Source organism: Aerococcus sp. UBA6277 (assembly GCF_002440555.1).
Classification (GTDB): domain Bacteria; phylum Bacillota; class Bacilli; order Lactobacillales; family Aerococcaceae; genus Aerococcus.
Window position 1 is genome coordinate 1 of the sequence record NZ_DJUR01000034.1, and the last position, 16,085, is coordinate 16,085.

Here is a 16,085-nt window from a genome sequence, read left to right on the forward strand (position 1 = left end):
TACTTTTATATTGCCATAAACAACTGGGGTTTATATGAATCCAGCAACGAATTTCCCGTTCCAAGATTTCTTTACGCGTAATGTGAATATTAAAATGGGACAAGCTCCGGTTATCCACTTGATGCCGAAAATCTATGACATGATTGAAAAAGGAGAATTCGACCCATCGGATATCATTACACATACAATGCCCTTGGAACGAGCCGCTGAAGCATACGATATATTTGACAGAAAAGCAGATAATAATATTAAAGTAGTTTTGAAACCAGGTATTTCTTAAAAGAAATTTCGGGGCTAGAAAATAACTAGCGCTAAAAATAAAAATGCGATGAGATAATCATAAAGCGTGATTATTTCTTCGCATTTTTATTTTTAACGGATTGGTGCGATAAGAAATCATTCAGATATTTATGGCAATGTTTCTTGAGAGTGCGACTTCGTTACTTATATACAATAGGCCCTTTAGGAATTGTCGTTTCTAACTTGATCGCGGCTTCAAATTCTATCAGTACTTCCCCCAAATGATGAATGATTTCTTCAATACCTTCTGGTGTTTCTAAAAACTTATTCAGATACAGCCATATTAACGTTTTTTAGAAGGATAAAAACCCTTCAACTCTTTCTAATAACTAAGAATGAGTTGAAGGGTTCCTTTGTTAGGAGACAGAGTTGTTTCCTAGCGCCATCTTATTTATTTTTCTAACCATCTTGTTCAATATTATCTTCTTCAAGTTCTTGACGACGTTGTTCATTTTCTTCACTACGTAATTTAAAGGATTCTAATACTTCTTGAACCTTACTATTTACAGTAGCATTCGTCTTAGACCGGAAGCTTTCAAGTTTGTTCATGTAGTCATCCATCGAACCACCGATACCAAAGGTAAAGCTTGGTTCTTCTGGATCCATGGCAGCGGTAAACAATTCAGTGTTGGTTGCTGCTGATGAAGGAATTGTATAACTTGTATCATATGGTCCTTCAAAGCTACCAGATTTCGTACCAGTTTCCGTCACTACTGTTTCCTCGTGGACACCTTCAGGTTCTTCTAAGACTTCACCAGACCCCATTGTATTCGGGTAGTAGTAGTTTAGTCGGTTACCCAAGGTTGTCCAGTAGCGTAATGACCGTTGAGCTGGCGTACCGTATACGGCATTTTCAGCTTGGCTATATAGATCACGAGTTTGCGTGATATTATCATAACCAATCCAAGAAGTAAGGGTAACGTTCGGCGTTGAACCGTTGGCCCACAAATCCTTAAATCGTTCTGAAGTACCAGTCTTCATAAACCAGTCTAAATCACTATCCATTTGCGAATTGTAAGAGGCCATAGCACCGGTAGTTGTCGCATCTTTTAAGATATCAGCAATTACATAGGCTACATCTTCATCAAAGACGCGTTCTTTTTGCGTTTGATGCTGGTAAACCACATTACCATTGGAATCAGTAATAGTTTCGATTAGGTAAGGTTCAACATAAACACCACCATTTGCAAAGGTTGCAAAGGCTGCCGCGTTTTCTAATACAGTTGGACCAGTAGTTGTCCCACCAAGTGATAGGGCTAAGTTACTGAATTCATCAGTTGAAATCGCATCCTGTAAGCCCATCTTGTAGGCATAAGATTGAATGTCGACGCCTTGGTTTAATAATTCATTATATAAGGCCAATGTCGGGTTATTCATAGATGTTGAAAGGGCATAGCGAGCAGTTACAAAGTCATTTGAAATAGTCGTCCCAAAGTTTGTTGGTTCATAAACGTCCCCATCTGGTTGGACGATACGAGTGTAAGTATCGGCAAGCATTGTATTTGCACCAGCAATTTGTTCCTGCAAGGCTGGACCGTAAGTCAATAGAGGTTTGAATGATGAACCAGGCGAACGACGAGAGTTAAAGGCGTGGTCAACCTGACTCGTATCAAAGTCAATACCGCCAACAAATCCAAGGACTTGGCCCGTGTCGTTGTCTAATAAGACTGTCCCATTTTGAACAGGTTCTACGACTTCAATCGGGTCACCATTTTCATCTGTAGATTCTGAATAATAGGTAGTCCCAAATGAAGCAGAAAACTCCTGAACGGTTGAGTTCATTGTCTCGTAAATATCGGGATCGACTGTTGCTTTAATGGTTAAACCACCGTTACGCATTTGATTTTCCGCCTCAGCATAATATTGGTTGTATAACTGATCATTGGCATTAACATCAGCCATAGTCAGTCCATCAGCCGCTACTTTTTGTTCCATCAAGATATCAATGGTTTCAAGTTCAACCGCTTGATAGATGTATGAATTACGTTCATCTGGTACTTCTTCGCTAGTTCCAGCACTTAAGAAGTCTTGGGTAATATCATAATTAATTGCTTCTTGATATTCTTCTTCAGTAATATAGTTGGTTAACCGCATCCGTTGTAAGACTTCATGCGAACGGATAATGCCATCTTCTAAATATTCAGCATCGTTTAATTCACCGGATTGCAAGAAGGGGGTATAAGTATATGGGTTTTGCGGAATACCCACTAAAAAGGCTGCTTGTGCTAAAGTAACTTCACTCGCTGATACACCGAAAATCCCTTGGGCTGCAGTTTCAATCCCTGCAATATTTTCCCCTTTATGATTACGGCCATATGGCGATTCATTCAAGTAACCTTGCAGAATCTGCTCTTTTGAATAGTGGTTTTCTAACCGCATCGCTAGCAAAATTTCCTTTGCCTTACGTTCAAAAGACACTTCATTGGTTAATAATTTTTGCTTGATTAACTGTTGGGTAATGGTTGAACCACCGGAAGTCCCTCCCACACCAAGGAAGGTTGAAGCACCTGCACGGATAATGGCTGACGGTACCACACCATCATGTTCGAAGAAGTTCTCATCTTCTGTAGCTACTAAACCATTAATAATATATGGACGAACATTTTCTAGTTTAGTATTTTCACGAACCAAGTCAGCGCGAATACTAGAAATTTCAGTATCATCACTATAAGTCATGGTCGAAATCTCACCGGCATTCTCCACCGCATTAGAAAGTTCCTCTTCAGTAGGGATTGGCATATCTTCCACCAAACCAATGAAATAGCCTGATCCTAATCCAAGACCCAATGTCCCACCAAGAAAGAGCATAAGTAATAAGACTAGAAATATTTTAGCCAAGGATTTAAAAGCCACATTCACATAGAACATCACTTTTTCAGTCCCAGACAGCCCATTCCCAATTTTTTTCTTTTCTTCATTGTTTTTCTTCACTATACACACACTTTTCTATAACAAATTTTATTGTAAAAATAGCCTGATTTGCTATTAATTATATCAAAACAATTGTATACATGCTATGTGAATTCATCTCTGTAAAATGAATGTAAAATTGACCTAGCTCGCTTTCATTCGTATTCAAAATAATCTAGGGCTAAATATAGCTAATTCGCCAACGGTCTAGTAAAATGAAGGTAACACAAAGTACATGGAGGTAGCGAATATGTCTAAAGTAAGGTTGATTATTAACCCATCATCAGGTAAGGGGACGGGAAAAGAAATTCAAAGTGATTTAGAAAAAGCGCTGTCTGCTTCCTTCGACGATGTCGAAACAAAGTTCACTGAAGGAGAGGGCGACGCCAAAGACTGGGCTCGTGAAGCAAGCGACGAAGGGTATGAAGCTGTTGTCGTCGTTGGTGGTGATGGAACTGTTAACGAAGGAATTTCAGGAATCGCTGAAACAGATTCAACCATTAAATTTGGTCTTATTCCACTTGGGACAGCCAACGATCTAGCTCGAGCTTTAGGAATTAGCCTAAAACCTCAAGAAGCAGCTAAAGACTTAGCTAACTTCAAGACACGAAAAATTGATATCGCTAAAATAAACGACCAATACTTCTGCAACGTGGCCGCTATTGGATCAATTCCAACAGCCGTAATGGAAACATCAAGTGAAGATAAATCAAAATTTGGTTTCTTCGCCTACGTGCGTGACTCAATGAGAGCTGTATTAAACGATAACCAATACACCTACAACTTAGTCTTAGACGACGATAAAGAAATCGAAATCTCAACCAAAGTACTAGTGGTTGCCTTAACAAACAGTGTAGGATCATTTGAAAATATGATTGCTGGTGCAACACCAGATGACGGCTTATTGCATATCATGACCTTAAAAGATGAAAACTTATTAGCTGAATTACCAGGTATGCTACAAAAATTAAACGGCGGGTATATCTCTGAAGCCAATAACGTGATTACGTATAACGTCAAAAAGGTGTCTATCTCGGTCGTTAATGAAGACGCGAACGAAGTAAAAGTGAATATTGACGGTGAGGTTGGTCCAGCGTTACCAATTGATATCGAAGTCTTACCATCACATGTGGAAGTAATGGTGCCTAATAAATAGGCTTCATTGCTATGATGTCAATATTTTGATATAATAACCTAGTGAAAAATTACAGGAAAGAGGGTATATGTCGTGTCTGGACATAATAAATGGAGTAAAATCAAAAACAAAAAAGGTGCAACCGATGCTAAACGGGCGAAAGTATTCCAAAAACTTTCTCGTGAAATTTATGTAGCAACGAAAGCGGGTGGACCTGATCCAGAATCAAACCCATCTTTACGTTTGGTTATGGATAAAGCAAAAGCAGCGAACATGCCTAACGACAATGTAAACCGTGCGATTGAAAAAGGTTCAAGTAACAACGCTGGTGAAGATTACGATGAAATCACTTACGAAGGTTATGGACCAGGCGGTATTGCCATTTTAGTTGAAACCTTAACTGACAATACCAACCGTACTTTAACCAATATACGTACTATCTTTAACAAAAATGGTGGTTCATTAGGTGAATCAGGTTCAGTTGCTTACATGTTTGACCGTCAAGGTTACATCGTGATCGAGCGTGAAGGTTTAGACCTTGACGAAGATGAAATGTTAATGAACGTAATCGAAGCTGGTGGGGAAGACATGACAACTTCAGATGAAGTATTTGAAATTTCTACAGAAGCTTCTGACTTCACTGATGTTCGTGACGCCTTAGAAGCGCAAGGATTCAAATTAGCACAAGCTGAAATCACAATGGTAGCTAAAACAATGTTAGAACTACCTGAAGATAAAGCCAGCCAACTTGAAAACTTGATCGACTTATTAGAAGACGATGATGATGTACAAAACGTACATTACAATACAGAATTAGCTGAATAAAGTTATTCAATACAAATAGTGTCGGTAGAGGTTCGAAAGAAACTTCCGCCGACACTTTTTATATAACCAAAAAGACGACCTAAGTATACTGGCGCGAAACCAGTTTACATAGGTCGTCTTTATCTTTTTGCTACTTGCTATTTAAGATACGTTTAACCACTTTAAGACGGGTAAATTCTTCACGTTCTTTCTCTTCAAGCGCTGAAGAAATAGATTTTTGTGCACCTTCCAATTGCGGAATGGTCACATTTTGAAGGGCATTTACACGTTTTTGCGTTTTCTGCATGTTGTTCGCTAAACGATAAGCCGCATTCTCAACTTCAGCGATTTGAATCAGCAATTCTTTGACCCGACGAAAGGCAATCCTTGCTTCATCAATAGCCACTGTATTGTCATAGAATGAGTAGGCGGGCTTCATAGGTCGAGGTTTGTAATTAATTTCTGGCACCTCTGAACCCATGACACTACGTACTTTTAATTGGATATCGTCTTCAACACTCACGTTAGTTGATGCATCATGTACACTTAAAATACCATTTTCATAAGCAGCAATTGACAATTTATGATAAGCCAACTCATAAGCCTTTTTAAGGTCATCCTGTAAACCGGAAGCCTTATTCAGCAAATCAATCAACTCGTTCATCAAGATAATCCGTTTCCGGTCCATCAATAGATAACCGTTACGCGAAAGATCTAATGTCTTTTGAATCTGCATTAAGTTCCCCTTGGTAGGGGTGTTATTAATATCCATTAATTTTCACCACCTTATACTAGCGGCTTGTCAGTTGTTTGTTGGTTTAATACCTCATCAGCTGTGTTTTTGTAGTATTTATCAAGGACTTCAGTATCCATACGTGTCAATTCTTCACGTGGGAAAATACCTAATAATTGCCAACCTAAGTCCAATGTCTCTTGGATGGTTCTTGTTTCATCTTGGCCTTGACCAACGAATTTTTGTTCGAATAACTCACCAAATTTAAGATAAAGTTTATCAACATCCGATAACTCTTCTTCCCCGATAACAGAAGCTAAAGATTTAGCCTCGTTAGCACCAGAATAAGAAGCGAATAATTGGTTAGCTACGTCAGAGTGGTCTTCTCGGGTAAACCCTTCACCGATACCGTCTTTCATCAAACGAGATAGTGAGGGTAGAATCCCAACTGGTGGATAAACGTTTTTACCTTCAATTACACGGTCTAGTACGATTTGTCCTTCAGTAATATAACCAGTAAGGTCAGGGATAGGGTGCGTGATATCATCGTTAGGCATGGTCAAAATAGGAATTTGCGTTACTGAACCTGGTTTACCTTTAACGATACCCGCACGTTCATAAATAGTCGCCAATTCAGAGTAAAGGTAACCTGGGTAACCTTTACGAGAAGGGATTTCTTGTTTTGCTGATGATACTTCACGTAAGGCCTCAGCAAAAGAAGTCATATCCGTTAAGATAACTAACACATGTTTACCTAAATCATAAGCCAAGTATTCTGCTGTAGTTAAGGCCACACGAGGTGTGATTAGACGTTCCATAACGGGATCATCAGCGGTATTCACGAACATGGTTACGTGATCCATGGCACCAGACTCTTCAAATGAACGACGGAAGTAGTCAGCAATATCGTGCTTTACTCCCATTGCAGCAAATACAACCGCGAATTCTTCATCAGAATCTTCACCTAATTTGGCTTGTTTAACAATTTGGGCAGCTACTTGGTTGTGGCTCATACCATCACCAGAAAAGATTGGTAATTTTTGACCACGAATCAAAGTCATTAACCCGTCAATTGCAGAGAAACCAGTCTCAATATAGTCACGTGGATAAACACGAGATACTGGATTCAGTGGGGCACCATTGACATCACGTTTGATGTCAGAGTGGACAGGTCCTAAATTGTCAATTGGACGACCGATACCATCAAAGACCCGTCCTTGAATTTCTGGTGCCAGTTCGATTTCTAATCCGTGACCAGTAAATTGAGTATGTGTATTATCTAGAGACATTGAAGTAGTTGAGTCAAATACTTGGATGATAGCTTTCTCGCCTTCCATTGTGATAATTTGACCTAATTTTTCTTCGTTGCTATTCACGCGAAAGCGTACGATATCGTTATATGCAGCGCCTCTAACACCGTCTACAACTACTAGAGGGCCATTAATGGAATTTAATCCTAGATATTCTATTGCCATTATTATTCCCCCTTAACCGTTCTCTTGCATTGCTTTTTCATAGAAGGCATCAATATCTTCAAAGTAGTGATCAAAATCAGCTATATTATCGTTTGAAGTAGTATATTTCATATTGATGACATCCGTGAAAATACTTGATTTGTTTAGATAAGACATTGGCATACCCCATTGGATCAATGATTTGGCCCGATGATGTAAGTATAAAATAACTTCCATCATTTTTTCCTGTTTAGCCATTGGTACCGATGAGTCCACCTTATGGAAGGTGTTTTGTTGTAAGAAACCTTCACGGAAGACACGCGCAGTTTGTAAGACTAATTTTTGATGGTCAGGTAAGACATCAGAACCGATTAGTTTTACAACTTCCATTAATTGATCTTCTTCATGTAAAAGAGCCATCATTTCAGCACGGTTAGCCAGGAATTTTTCAGAAACGTTGGCAGTATACCAAGCACCTAAATCATCCACGTATTGACTATAAGAATTCATCCAGTTGATGGCAGGGTAGTGTCGTTTATGGGCAAGTTCTGAATCTAGTCCCCAGAAACAACGTACGAAACGTTTTGTGTTTTGGGTAACTGGCTCAGAGAAGTCCCCACCTTGAGGAGACACAGCACCGATAATCGATACTGAACCTTCAGATTGGTTTAAGTTACGCATGTAACCAGCACGTTCATAGAAGGTAGCAATACGACTCGCTAAGTATGCAGGGAAACCTTCTTCAGCGGGCATTTCTTCAAGCCGACCAGATAACTCACGTAAAGCCTCTGCCCAACGAGAAGTTGAATCGGCCATGATCGCTACGTCATAACCCATATCACGGTAGTATTCAGCGATTGTTAAACCTGTATAAATAGAGGCTTCACGGGCTGCTACCGGCATGTTAGAAGTGTTGGCAATTAAAACTGTACGTTCCATCAAAGGCGCATTTGAACGAGGGTCAATCAATTTTGAAAAGTCTTCAAGTACTTCGGTCATTTCGTTCCCACGTTCACCACAACCAATGTAAACAATCACATCTGCATCAGCATATTTAGCAATCTGATGTTGCATAGTCGTTTTCCCAGTACCGAAACCACCAGGAATCGCAGCAGTACCACCTTTAGCGATAGGGAAGACTGAGTCGATAATCCGTTGACCTGTTACAAGAGGTGTAATTGACTCGAAACGAGAAGCAACAGGACGTGCTTGACGAATTGGCCATTCTTGATATGCTTTGATTTCATCAATGTCACCGTTGAAGCGACGAATTTTAACCAAAATATCTTCGATAGTGTAGTCCCCTTCAGCAACTACTTCTACGACTTCACCAACAGTTGTAGGTGGTACCAACACTTTATGAGTAACGGCGTTAGATTCTGGGATTTCGGCGATAATTCCACCACCAGAAACTTGGTCACCGACTTTAACAACTGGCTTCACGTGCCATAAGGTTGATTTATCAAGCGAATCTACTTGAACACCACGTTTGATCATGTATCCGGATTGTTTTTCAATTTCAACTAAAGGACGTTCAATACCATCATAGATATTGTTGATTAGACCAGGGCCTAACTGCACTTTAATCGGCATTGTTGTTCCGTAAACGCGTTCTCCAGGACGAATACCAGCAGTTTCTTCGTACACCTGGATAGTGGTTTCTTGTTCATTGATGGAAATAACTTCCCCAACTAATTTGTCTTCCCCAACGTGGACCATTTCTTGCATGGATAAGTCGGTTGGACCAGCAATTTTAACGATTGGGCCCGAAATTGAATAAATTAAATTTTCGTTTGCCATTCTAGTCATCAACCTCCTTGATAGTAAAGTTATCTTCAACGTTTGCTAATAGGGTAGAGAAAGAGTAGTCAATTAATACTTGACGGTCTTTCAAGACGCCACGGACGCCACCTAAAAACTCACGGTCTGAAATTTGAATATTTGCATTTGTTTCTTCTAATAAAGTTTCATGCAATCCTTGATCTGAATGGTTGATATAAACGACCAACTCTTCACGATTTTTTTCTGCATAGTCTTTTAAGTTATTAATCATCACAACTAATTGGTTGCGGTATTCATCTGTTTGCATGTAATTTTGAAGCGCATCGTTGAATTCAGCGAATAGAGATTTTTTCAACTTTTCTTCTTGTAAGTACAAGTCACGTTGTAAGTGAATTTGACTTTGAGAAATGTTTTTATTCAACTCTTTACGCATATCTTTTTTGGCGTTTTCAAATTTTGCATCAAACTCTTGATTTGTATTTTTCACAAATTCATCATAGTCTTTTTGCAAAGTTGCTTTGTATTGATTGACTTGTTCGTCAATAATATTTTGCGCTTGTTGGTTGACTTGCGTTTCAAAATAAGCAAATTTATCTTCTAAATCCATTGCTTAAAACTCCCATTCTATAATTGGATACCGATTGCATGTTGAATTGTTTCTGCAATGGTATTGGTCGCATTTTGATATTCATTTGCACCTAAGACTGAAGTGATAAGTGGTGTTGCTTGGTTAAAGCGAACATCATTTACAAGGTCTTGATTGCTTTCAATTAGAGAAGGCGAAAGGTAAAGAATGCCTATACCTTTATTTGCTATTGCACGTTTAAAGGCAGGTTCAAATTCCGCAGACTTTACAATTTCACCTTCAATACCTACTAATCGCAATCCAGTCAAAGTGTCTAAGTTATCGCAGATTACGTAAGCTTTCATTATAGTTGACCTAAAATCATGAATGAGATGATCAAACCGTAAAGAGCAACCCCTTCAGCAAGACCAACGAATATTAATGAACGACCGAAGATTGAACCATCTTCTGAAATAGCACCTAGGGCAGCTGAAGCAGCAGAGGCAACGGCGATACCACCACCAACACATGATAAACCAGTTGATAAGGCAGCAGCGATGTAACCAAGACCTGTTGCTAAACCAGCAGCGTCACCGATAGTTTCTGCAGCAGCACCAGTTGATGCTAAAGCAACTTCTGGGTTGTAAGCTAATACGATAGCAATTAGGATACCAGCTACTACGAATACTACGTTAGTAGTTAACGATTTTTTGTAACGATTTTTTGTTTTTTTGCCTGTATAGAAGTAACCAAATGGTAATACGAAACCTAATACGAAAGTTGCAACCATTGTCAGTTTAATTAATAATTCTGTTGTCATTTTTATTTTCTCCTTTAATCTTTAATCCAAATATTTTTAAATTCAATACCATCGCCACGATAGAAGTGACTGAAAATTTCATAAAATTCAAGACGTAATACTTGAATTGCCACGACTAATCCTTCAAAACTAGTTACAAATAAGTTACCTAAGATAATGACCAACCAGTTAATGTTGCCACTATTTTCAGCACCTGCAAACATCAATACCACACTCATCATCGCACCATGGGAAATAGCGAACGCACCCACACGGACGAATGAAATTGAGTTAGAGAAGTAAGTTAATAGGGTTTCAAATGTTTCAAAGAAGATCGTTAATGCTTTAATCACGATGTTGTCACCATTTTTCTCTTTATGGTTTTCCAACTTGTGAATGATTTCTTCCTTAAAGGCAATTGTGATTAATGCTAAAACTAGGATAGCGATTAAGATGCCAATTGCTGGAATTGTGTGTCCAGACATGTAAAGGATTAACATAGCTACTAATACAAAGTAGAAAATGAATCCGGCAATACCGTTCTTATCAAGAATGGCTTCCCATTTTTCTCCTGCATTAAAGCGTTGCACGATGTTGACGATCATTGTTGCGAGGATCATGAACATACCAAAGGCGACTGCAACGATAAATACTGTATTTAAGCTTCCGAAGAAGGGGATGTCTGTCATGTGTGTCATAGGATGTAGCCATAATGCATGGATAACATCTTCAAATCCAAAGATTGATCCGTAAAGAAAACCAAAGATAGTTGAACTTAATCCAATTGGCGCTAACATACCGATAGGGCGTAATTTCTTGTTGAAAAATCCGACAAGACCTACTAGAAAAAGGATTAATCCCTGACCCACGTCTCCGAACATGGCACCAAAAAGAAGAGAGTACGAAATACCTACGATCGTTGTTGGATCAATTTCGCGGTAGTTTGGAACGCCGTACATTTTGGTTAGTAACTCAAAAGGGCGGATTAGGAAATTGTTCTTCATTTTTGTAGGTGGATTCAAATGACTGTTGTCATCGTCATCGTCATCTTCGATATACATCGTCACATTTGGATCGTTTTTCACTTCATCGCTGAATTTTTGGGCATCAGATTCAGCCATCCAACCGATTAATAAGTAACGTGTTTCTTTTTGCGCGAATTCCTCACGGGTAATTGCTGCAAATTTACGAACACCAAAAGCTTGAGATAAATCCATTAACCGACTCTTAGCCGCTAATAAATCTGGCGCCACTGGTGTAACTAAAGCACGCATTTTTCGTTTTAATTGAATTAATTGGCTCTCTGTCTCTTCGACTAAATTCTGATATTTATGTGTAATTTCACGGAAACTACCACTTTCCTCAGGTAGGTAAATCCGCTCCCAAGCTAGTGAGAATAGAAGGGCATCAACACGTTGGCGCGCTTCATCAGGTGTGAAGTAGACACCGTAAACGTATTTTTCAGTTTCTTCACTCTTTACGAAGATGGCTGGTACCATTGTTTCCACATACTTTTCGAACTTCCGGTAGTTTTCACGAGTGAAACGACCGAATCGGAATTTAATGTGGTTCATTTCGTAAATTTTATCTAAGTTGAAGTCAATTGATTGGAAAGGTCTAAACATTAACAAGTTTTCATTGGCTTCATCATGTGCTGCTTGCACTTTAGCTATGGCTTCTCGTTCATGCTGTAAGCTTTCTTCAACTTCGTTTACTAAAGCTTTTGCTTCATCAAAGGTCATGGGTTTATCCAAGTGAATGTCTTTACCATGCTCAACGTTTGTGTAGTCTAATAAGTTATCAATTCGTTCTTCCCAAGGTTCATAAGGGTTTGGACTTGTATAGGGACGAAGTGTTCGAATCTCTGACAACTCCTTCAACGCATTTTCTAAATGGATAGGGTAGTGGGTCAAATAACGATCCGCCATCCGGTCAATATCGTCACGAGGACCGGTAATATTGACTAAGCGCATTTCGGTTATCATTGATTTAAACTCCTTTCTATAGGTGAAATGTTTTTATATGTAATTCGTTCGGTTAATTCTTCTAACATCAACAAAGCATGACGACTATCCTCTAAATAATTGATAATTGCGTACATAGATTTTGGTGCTCTAGTCGCAAGATGATGTTGTAAGGATCTTAAGAATTCTTCCTCATATTTTTGTAGGGATTCATCTGTTGATAAATGTTCAAAAATGTCACCATAACCAAGTTCAGCAACCGTAATTTCGAAGTTTCGAATATCAGGTGCTTGTAGCAATCGATCAACATACTCATCATTTAGGCGATAATGAGCATCCACTAGAGCAGAAGTCACTTCGTTGTCACTTAATTGGTAGAGGAATTTCAAACGATAAATTGTAAAAATATTTAAGATATCAAAGCGGGCGCCGAATAGTCTTTTAAAACCTGTTAATGACTCACCGGTTAGATATTTTTTACCGCCTTGCCAAATTTGTTGAATGACAAATTGGTCAAAAGCAATTTCGAATTCATAGCGCTCATAGTCATTTTGACTAAATAAGTTACTATATTGTTGAAAAAAAGGTCCGTAAATGGTGTCAGCAAGTGCATCCACAACTGCTTTTACATCAGTTGCCATAATCAAATCTGTCGTTTTGAATCCGCGATTATCATCAAGATAATGGGTGATTGGACTCATGATGACGGTTGTTTCACCACGATTTACGACGGTTCTTAAGGTATGTTTGATAAACCAAGCCTCAAAAAACATTGCATATCGCTTTAGGAAAGCACGTTGTTGTAAAGAGGCAAATCGATATATCTTTAAAAATTCAAAGAAATTGCCGTAATTAAGCATCAACTCAATATCTTCTCGCGAAGAGACATCAGTCTTTAGTAATTCTGCTGCCTTTTTGTAAGAAGGATTTTCAGTGATTAATGCGTACAATTCATTTAATGTACGAACATCCCCATGAGCTTCAATTTTCTCACTAGTTAGTAAATGCTTCCGCATACCACGAATTTTTGTGTCTATAGCAGTATAGTTATCCAATTTCATCGACTCCAAGCTTTGTTACTTTTTCCATGAACTCGTCTACATAAAGCCCGTGTTCATTGTCAAGAATATCTTGAATGCGTTGCATTTTACGGGAAAATTTGGCATTAAGATTACGAGAAGTTTCATAGTCCTCAGAACTAAACGATTCTCTTGCTGTTTCGATTTTTTTAGCATAAGCATCATTAGCCGCTTGTAAAAAATCACGTTTCTTATCATCAAAAGATCTTTTAATTTTCATTTTTTGATCTTGAACCGTATTCTCTGCACTTTTAGCCGCATTTTCAATTTCATATAAACGATTTACGATGTCATCCATTGCAGTTCCCTCCCTTTTTTTAGTGCCATTTTTATGACCTAACTTAAATTATATCATTTCAAAAAAAATTCAAAATTAAAACGGGGGCCTATCATGCAAAAGTGCGCAAAATTTTGAGGTACGCTTTTTTTTGCATATTATTTTAATTTCGTAAGCTACTTTTCAAGAATTCTTCGTATAAATTATATGACCTGAAAATAAATGGAGGTGGTAGGTTGAAAGAAATGATAGACAAGATGATTTCGATGGCGATATTTAAACGGTCCGATGATATCCACATTCTCCCAGAAGGACAGAAGTATCATATTTTTCTAAGAGACGGTCATCAATTAATATTGCAGGAAACCCTTGAATTTGAAACAGGGAGTCAGTTGATTAGGTTGTTAAAGTACATGGCAAATATGGATGTAGGTGAGAAACGTATGCCCCAAGATGGTGCTATTGTCTATGACCTGGCAGACGACAAAATCGAATTGCGATTATCGTCAATCTCTAATTATCTCATGCATGAATCTTTAGTTATCCGTGTTTTCCATGACAAGGTGACCAGTGATTTTAAATCCAATCACATGAATCAAGCAGCTTATGACACTATGAACAAATATATGAAGCGCAAAAGTGGTTTGATAATATTTTCAGGCCCAGTTTCTTCTGGGAAAACAACGACCATTTATCAACTGCTCAGGAATGCCTATCAAGAAAAAGCCAGTCAAGTTATTACCATCGAAGAGCCCATTGAAATTAAAGAACCCGCTTTTTTGCAAACTGAAGTCAATGAAAAGGCGGATATTACTTATGACCGTTTGCTGACGGCTAGTTTGCGTCACCATCCTGATATTATTCTAATTGGTGAAATCAGAAGTGAAGAAACAGCCAAAATGGTAATCCGCGCTTCACTGACTGGTCATCTGGTTTTAGCCACTATTCATGCTAAGAATACTTTTGGTGTTATCGGACGATTGAAAGAATTAGGGATCACTAACGAACAATTGGTCCAGACCTTATTATTAGTTGTTGCTCAAAGGTTAGTCCCTCTTGTTCTTGATCCAGAAATTATTGCAACTGAGAAGTTAGCCTTATTTGAGTTACTACACGGTGACCAGCTGAGTAGTTTCGTTTTAAATCAAAGCTATCCAAATGATTTTAAATCACTAAATCTACTATTAAAGGAGGCTTATGATCATGGCTACATCACCCAGTCCATCATGGAAGAATATCAACTGGAAACAATTAGCGAACACTGAAATTACTAGCACTTGGCAACCGCATTTACAGGCGACTGTACTTTTATATATCGCAGAAATGCTTCAAGAAGGTTTTCCGATGCTTGAAATATTTTCTTTCTTAAAGACTATTTTCCCTAAGCAGGAAGTGACTTTTGGCAAAATGGCAGCCGGTTTCTCATCTGGCCAGTATTTTTACCAAGTTATACATGAAATGAAAATTAAGGGTAACGTAGCATATCAAATTCAAGTAGCAGAAGCTTACGGCAATTTTGGTATAGGGCTAGAAACGATTGCTAAGTACATTCAAGAACGTGATCAACAGATGCAAAAGTTAAAAGTGGTGATGCTTTATCCAATTGCTTTAATGGTATTGATGATTGGCATGTTATTTGGCTTGCGCATATTTCTTTTGCCACAATTGGCTTCTATGTCAGTAGGTGAGGGACAGGGGTTACTGAGTTATCTATTGATTTTCTTACAAGAGTTGCACTGGATAATGATAGGATTTTTAATTTTGCTGTTAGTCATACTCATCATCTATCTTATATGGAGGAAGCAAACTAATCCATTAGTAAGAGCAAGGTTATATGTCAAATTACCAATGGTTGGGAAATTATTTAGGCTCTATTACACTCAGTTTTTTGCTTATGAATTTAGCCAACTATTTAAAATAGGCTATTCAGTACGGCAAATTACCGAGTCATTAATTAAACAAAAAGAAGTTGCATTCTTACAAGCCTTTGGTGAGTACTTAGACGAAAGATATTATCAAGGTGTGTCATTTGCGGATAGTTTGATAGCTGCCGATGTGTTCACCCGTGAATTTCCAGCAATAGTTATTCAGGGAGAATTATTAAATCAATTGGCGATTAAGACAAGGTTATATAGTCAGAGGGTTTTAAGGCTTTTGTATCAAACGATTGACCAACAGATAAAGATAGCACAATCCATTTTGTTTTTGAGTGTTGCAATCTGTGTGGTCTTGGTTTACTTAATTTTAATGTTACCAATGTTAACGATGTTAGAAACAATCTAA

14 protein-coding genes and 1 pseudogene are annotated in these 16,085 nt (G+C 38.3%); 5 read left to right on the top strand and 10 right to left on the bottom strand.

The window, feature by feature from the left end; translation table 11 throughout:
* Positions 1 to 22: 22 nt before the first annotated feature.
* Positions 23 to 280, top strand: a pseudogene (locus tag B2V22_RS05565) (glutathione-dependent formaldehyde dehydrogenase); the annotation flags it as partial.
* A gap of 419 nt (positions 281 to 699) precedes the next feature.
* On the opposite strand, the gene B2V22_RS05570 reads toward B2V22_RS05565, so the two are convergent.
* A complete protein-coding gene (locus B2V22_RS05570; RefSeq protein WP_290490963.1) occupies positions 700 to 3,231 on the bottom strand; it encodes a transglycosylase domain-containing protein in 2,532 nt (843 codons plus the stop codon).
* Positions 3,232 to 3,460: 229 nt separating this feature from the next.
* Between B2V22_RS05570 and B2V22_RS05575 the strand changes: the two genes are divergently transcribed.
* Positions 3,461 to 4,366: a diacylglycerol/lipid kinase family protein gene (locus B2V22_RS05575; RefSeq protein WP_290490964.1), complete on the top strand. Its 906-nt coding sequence runs from the start codon at positions 3,461 to 3,463 to the stop codon at positions 4,364 to 4,366.
* Between the two features lie 72 nt (positions 4,367 to 4,438).
* Positions 4,439 to 5,170, top strand: coding sequence for a YebC/PmpR family DNA-binding transcriptional regulator (locus B2V22_RS05580; protein WP_059134071.1), 732 nt, complete (start codon positions 4,439 to 4,441; stop codon positions 5,168 to 5,170).
* A gap of 130 nt (positions 5,171 to 5,300) precedes the next feature.
* Here B2V22_RS05580 and B2V22_RS05585 read toward each other — a convergent pair whose 3' ends face one another.
* From B2V22_RS05585 to B2V22_RS05625, 9 genes are read right to left on the bottom strand one after another with little or no spacing between them, the layout of a single operon-like run.
* Positions 5,301 to 5,921: a V-type ATP synthase subunit D gene (locus B2V22_RS05585; protein ID WP_290490965.1), complete on the bottom strand. Its 621-nt coding sequence runs from the start codon at positions 5,919 to 5,921 to the stop codon at positions 5,301 to 5,303.
* A gap of 14 nt (positions 5,922 to 5,935) precedes the next feature.
* Positions 5,936 to 7,357 carry a V-type ATP synthase subunit B gene (locus tag B2V22_RS05590; protein ID WP_290490966.1) on the bottom strand — a complete coding sequence of 474 codons (1,422 nt, stop codon included), beginning with the start codon at positions 7,355 to 7,357 and terminating at the stop codon, positions 5,936 to 5,938.
* Between the two features lie 12 nt (positions 7,358 to 7,369).
* Positions 7,370 to 9,136 carry a V-type ATP synthase subunit A gene (locus B2V22_RS05595; protein ID WP_290490967.1) on the bottom strand — a complete coding sequence of 589 codons (1,767 nt, stop codon included), beginning with the start codon at positions 9,134 to 9,136 and terminating at the stop codon, positions 7,370 to 7,372.
* A 1-nt stretch (position 9,137) separates the two neighbouring features.
* Positions 9,138 to 9,725 carry a V-type ATP synthase subunit E gene (locus B2V22_RS05600; protein WP_290490968.1) on the bottom strand — a complete coding sequence of 196 codons (588 nt, stop codon included), beginning with the start codon at positions 9,723 to 9,725 and terminating at the stop codon, positions 9,138 to 9,140.
* Positions 9,726 to 9,742: 17 nt separating this feature from the next.
* Complete coding sequence (locus tag B2V22_RS05605; protein WP_290490969.1) at positions 9,743 to 10,048, bottom strand: V-type ATP synthase subunit F; 306 nt, start codon at positions 10,046 to 10,048, stop codon at positions 9,743 to 9,745.
* On the bottom strand, positions 10,048 to 10,503 hold the full coding sequence (locus B2V22_RS05610) for an ATP synthase subunit C (protein ID WP_290490970.1): 456 nt from the start codon (positions 10,501 to 10,503) through the stop codon (positions 10,048 to 10,050). The genes B2V22_RS05605 and B2V22_RS05610 overlap by 1 nt, the downstream gene beginning before the upstream one ends.
* Before the next feature lie 14 nt (positions 10,504 to 10,517).
* Positions 10,518 to 12,467 carry a V-type ATP synthase subunit I gene (locus B2V22_RS05615; protein ID WP_290490971.1) on the bottom strand — a complete coding sequence of 650 codons (1,950 nt, stop codon included), beginning with the start codon at positions 12,465 to 12,467 and terminating at the stop codon, positions 10,518 to 10,520.
* Complete coding sequence (locus tag B2V22_RS05620; RefSeq protein ID WP_290490972.1) at positions 12,464 to 13,507, bottom strand: V0D/AC39 family V-type ATPase subunit; 1,044 nt, start codon at positions 13,505 to 13,507, stop codon at positions 12,464 to 12,466. The genes B2V22_RS05615 and B2V22_RS05620 overlap by 4 nt, the downstream gene beginning before the upstream one ends.
* Positions 13,494 to 13,823: a hypothetical protein gene (locus B2V22_RS05625; RefSeq protein ID WP_290490973.1), complete on the bottom strand. Its 330-nt coding sequence runs from the start codon at positions 13,821 to 13,823 to the stop codon at positions 13,494 to 13,496. The genes B2V22_RS05620 and B2V22_RS05625 overlap by 14 nt, the downstream gene beginning before the upstream one ends.
* Before the next feature lie 224 nt (positions 13,824 to 14,047).
* On the opposite strand from B2V22_RS05625, the gene comGA reads away from it, so the two are divergent.
* Positions 14,048 to 15,067 carry a competence type IV pilus ATPase ComGA gene (gene comGA / locus B2V22_RS05630; RefSeq protein WP_290491003.1) on the top strand — a complete coding sequence of 340 codons (1,020 nt, stop codon included), beginning with the start codon at positions 14,048 to 14,050 and terminating at the stop codon, positions 15,065 to 15,067.
* Complete coding sequence (gene comGB / locus B2V22_RS05635) at positions 15,006 to 16,085, top strand: competence type IV pilus assembly protein ComGB (protein WP_290490974.1); 1,080 nt, start codon at positions 15,006 to 15,008, stop codon at positions 16,083 to 16,085. Before comGA ends, comGB begins: the two co-directional genes overlap by 62 nt.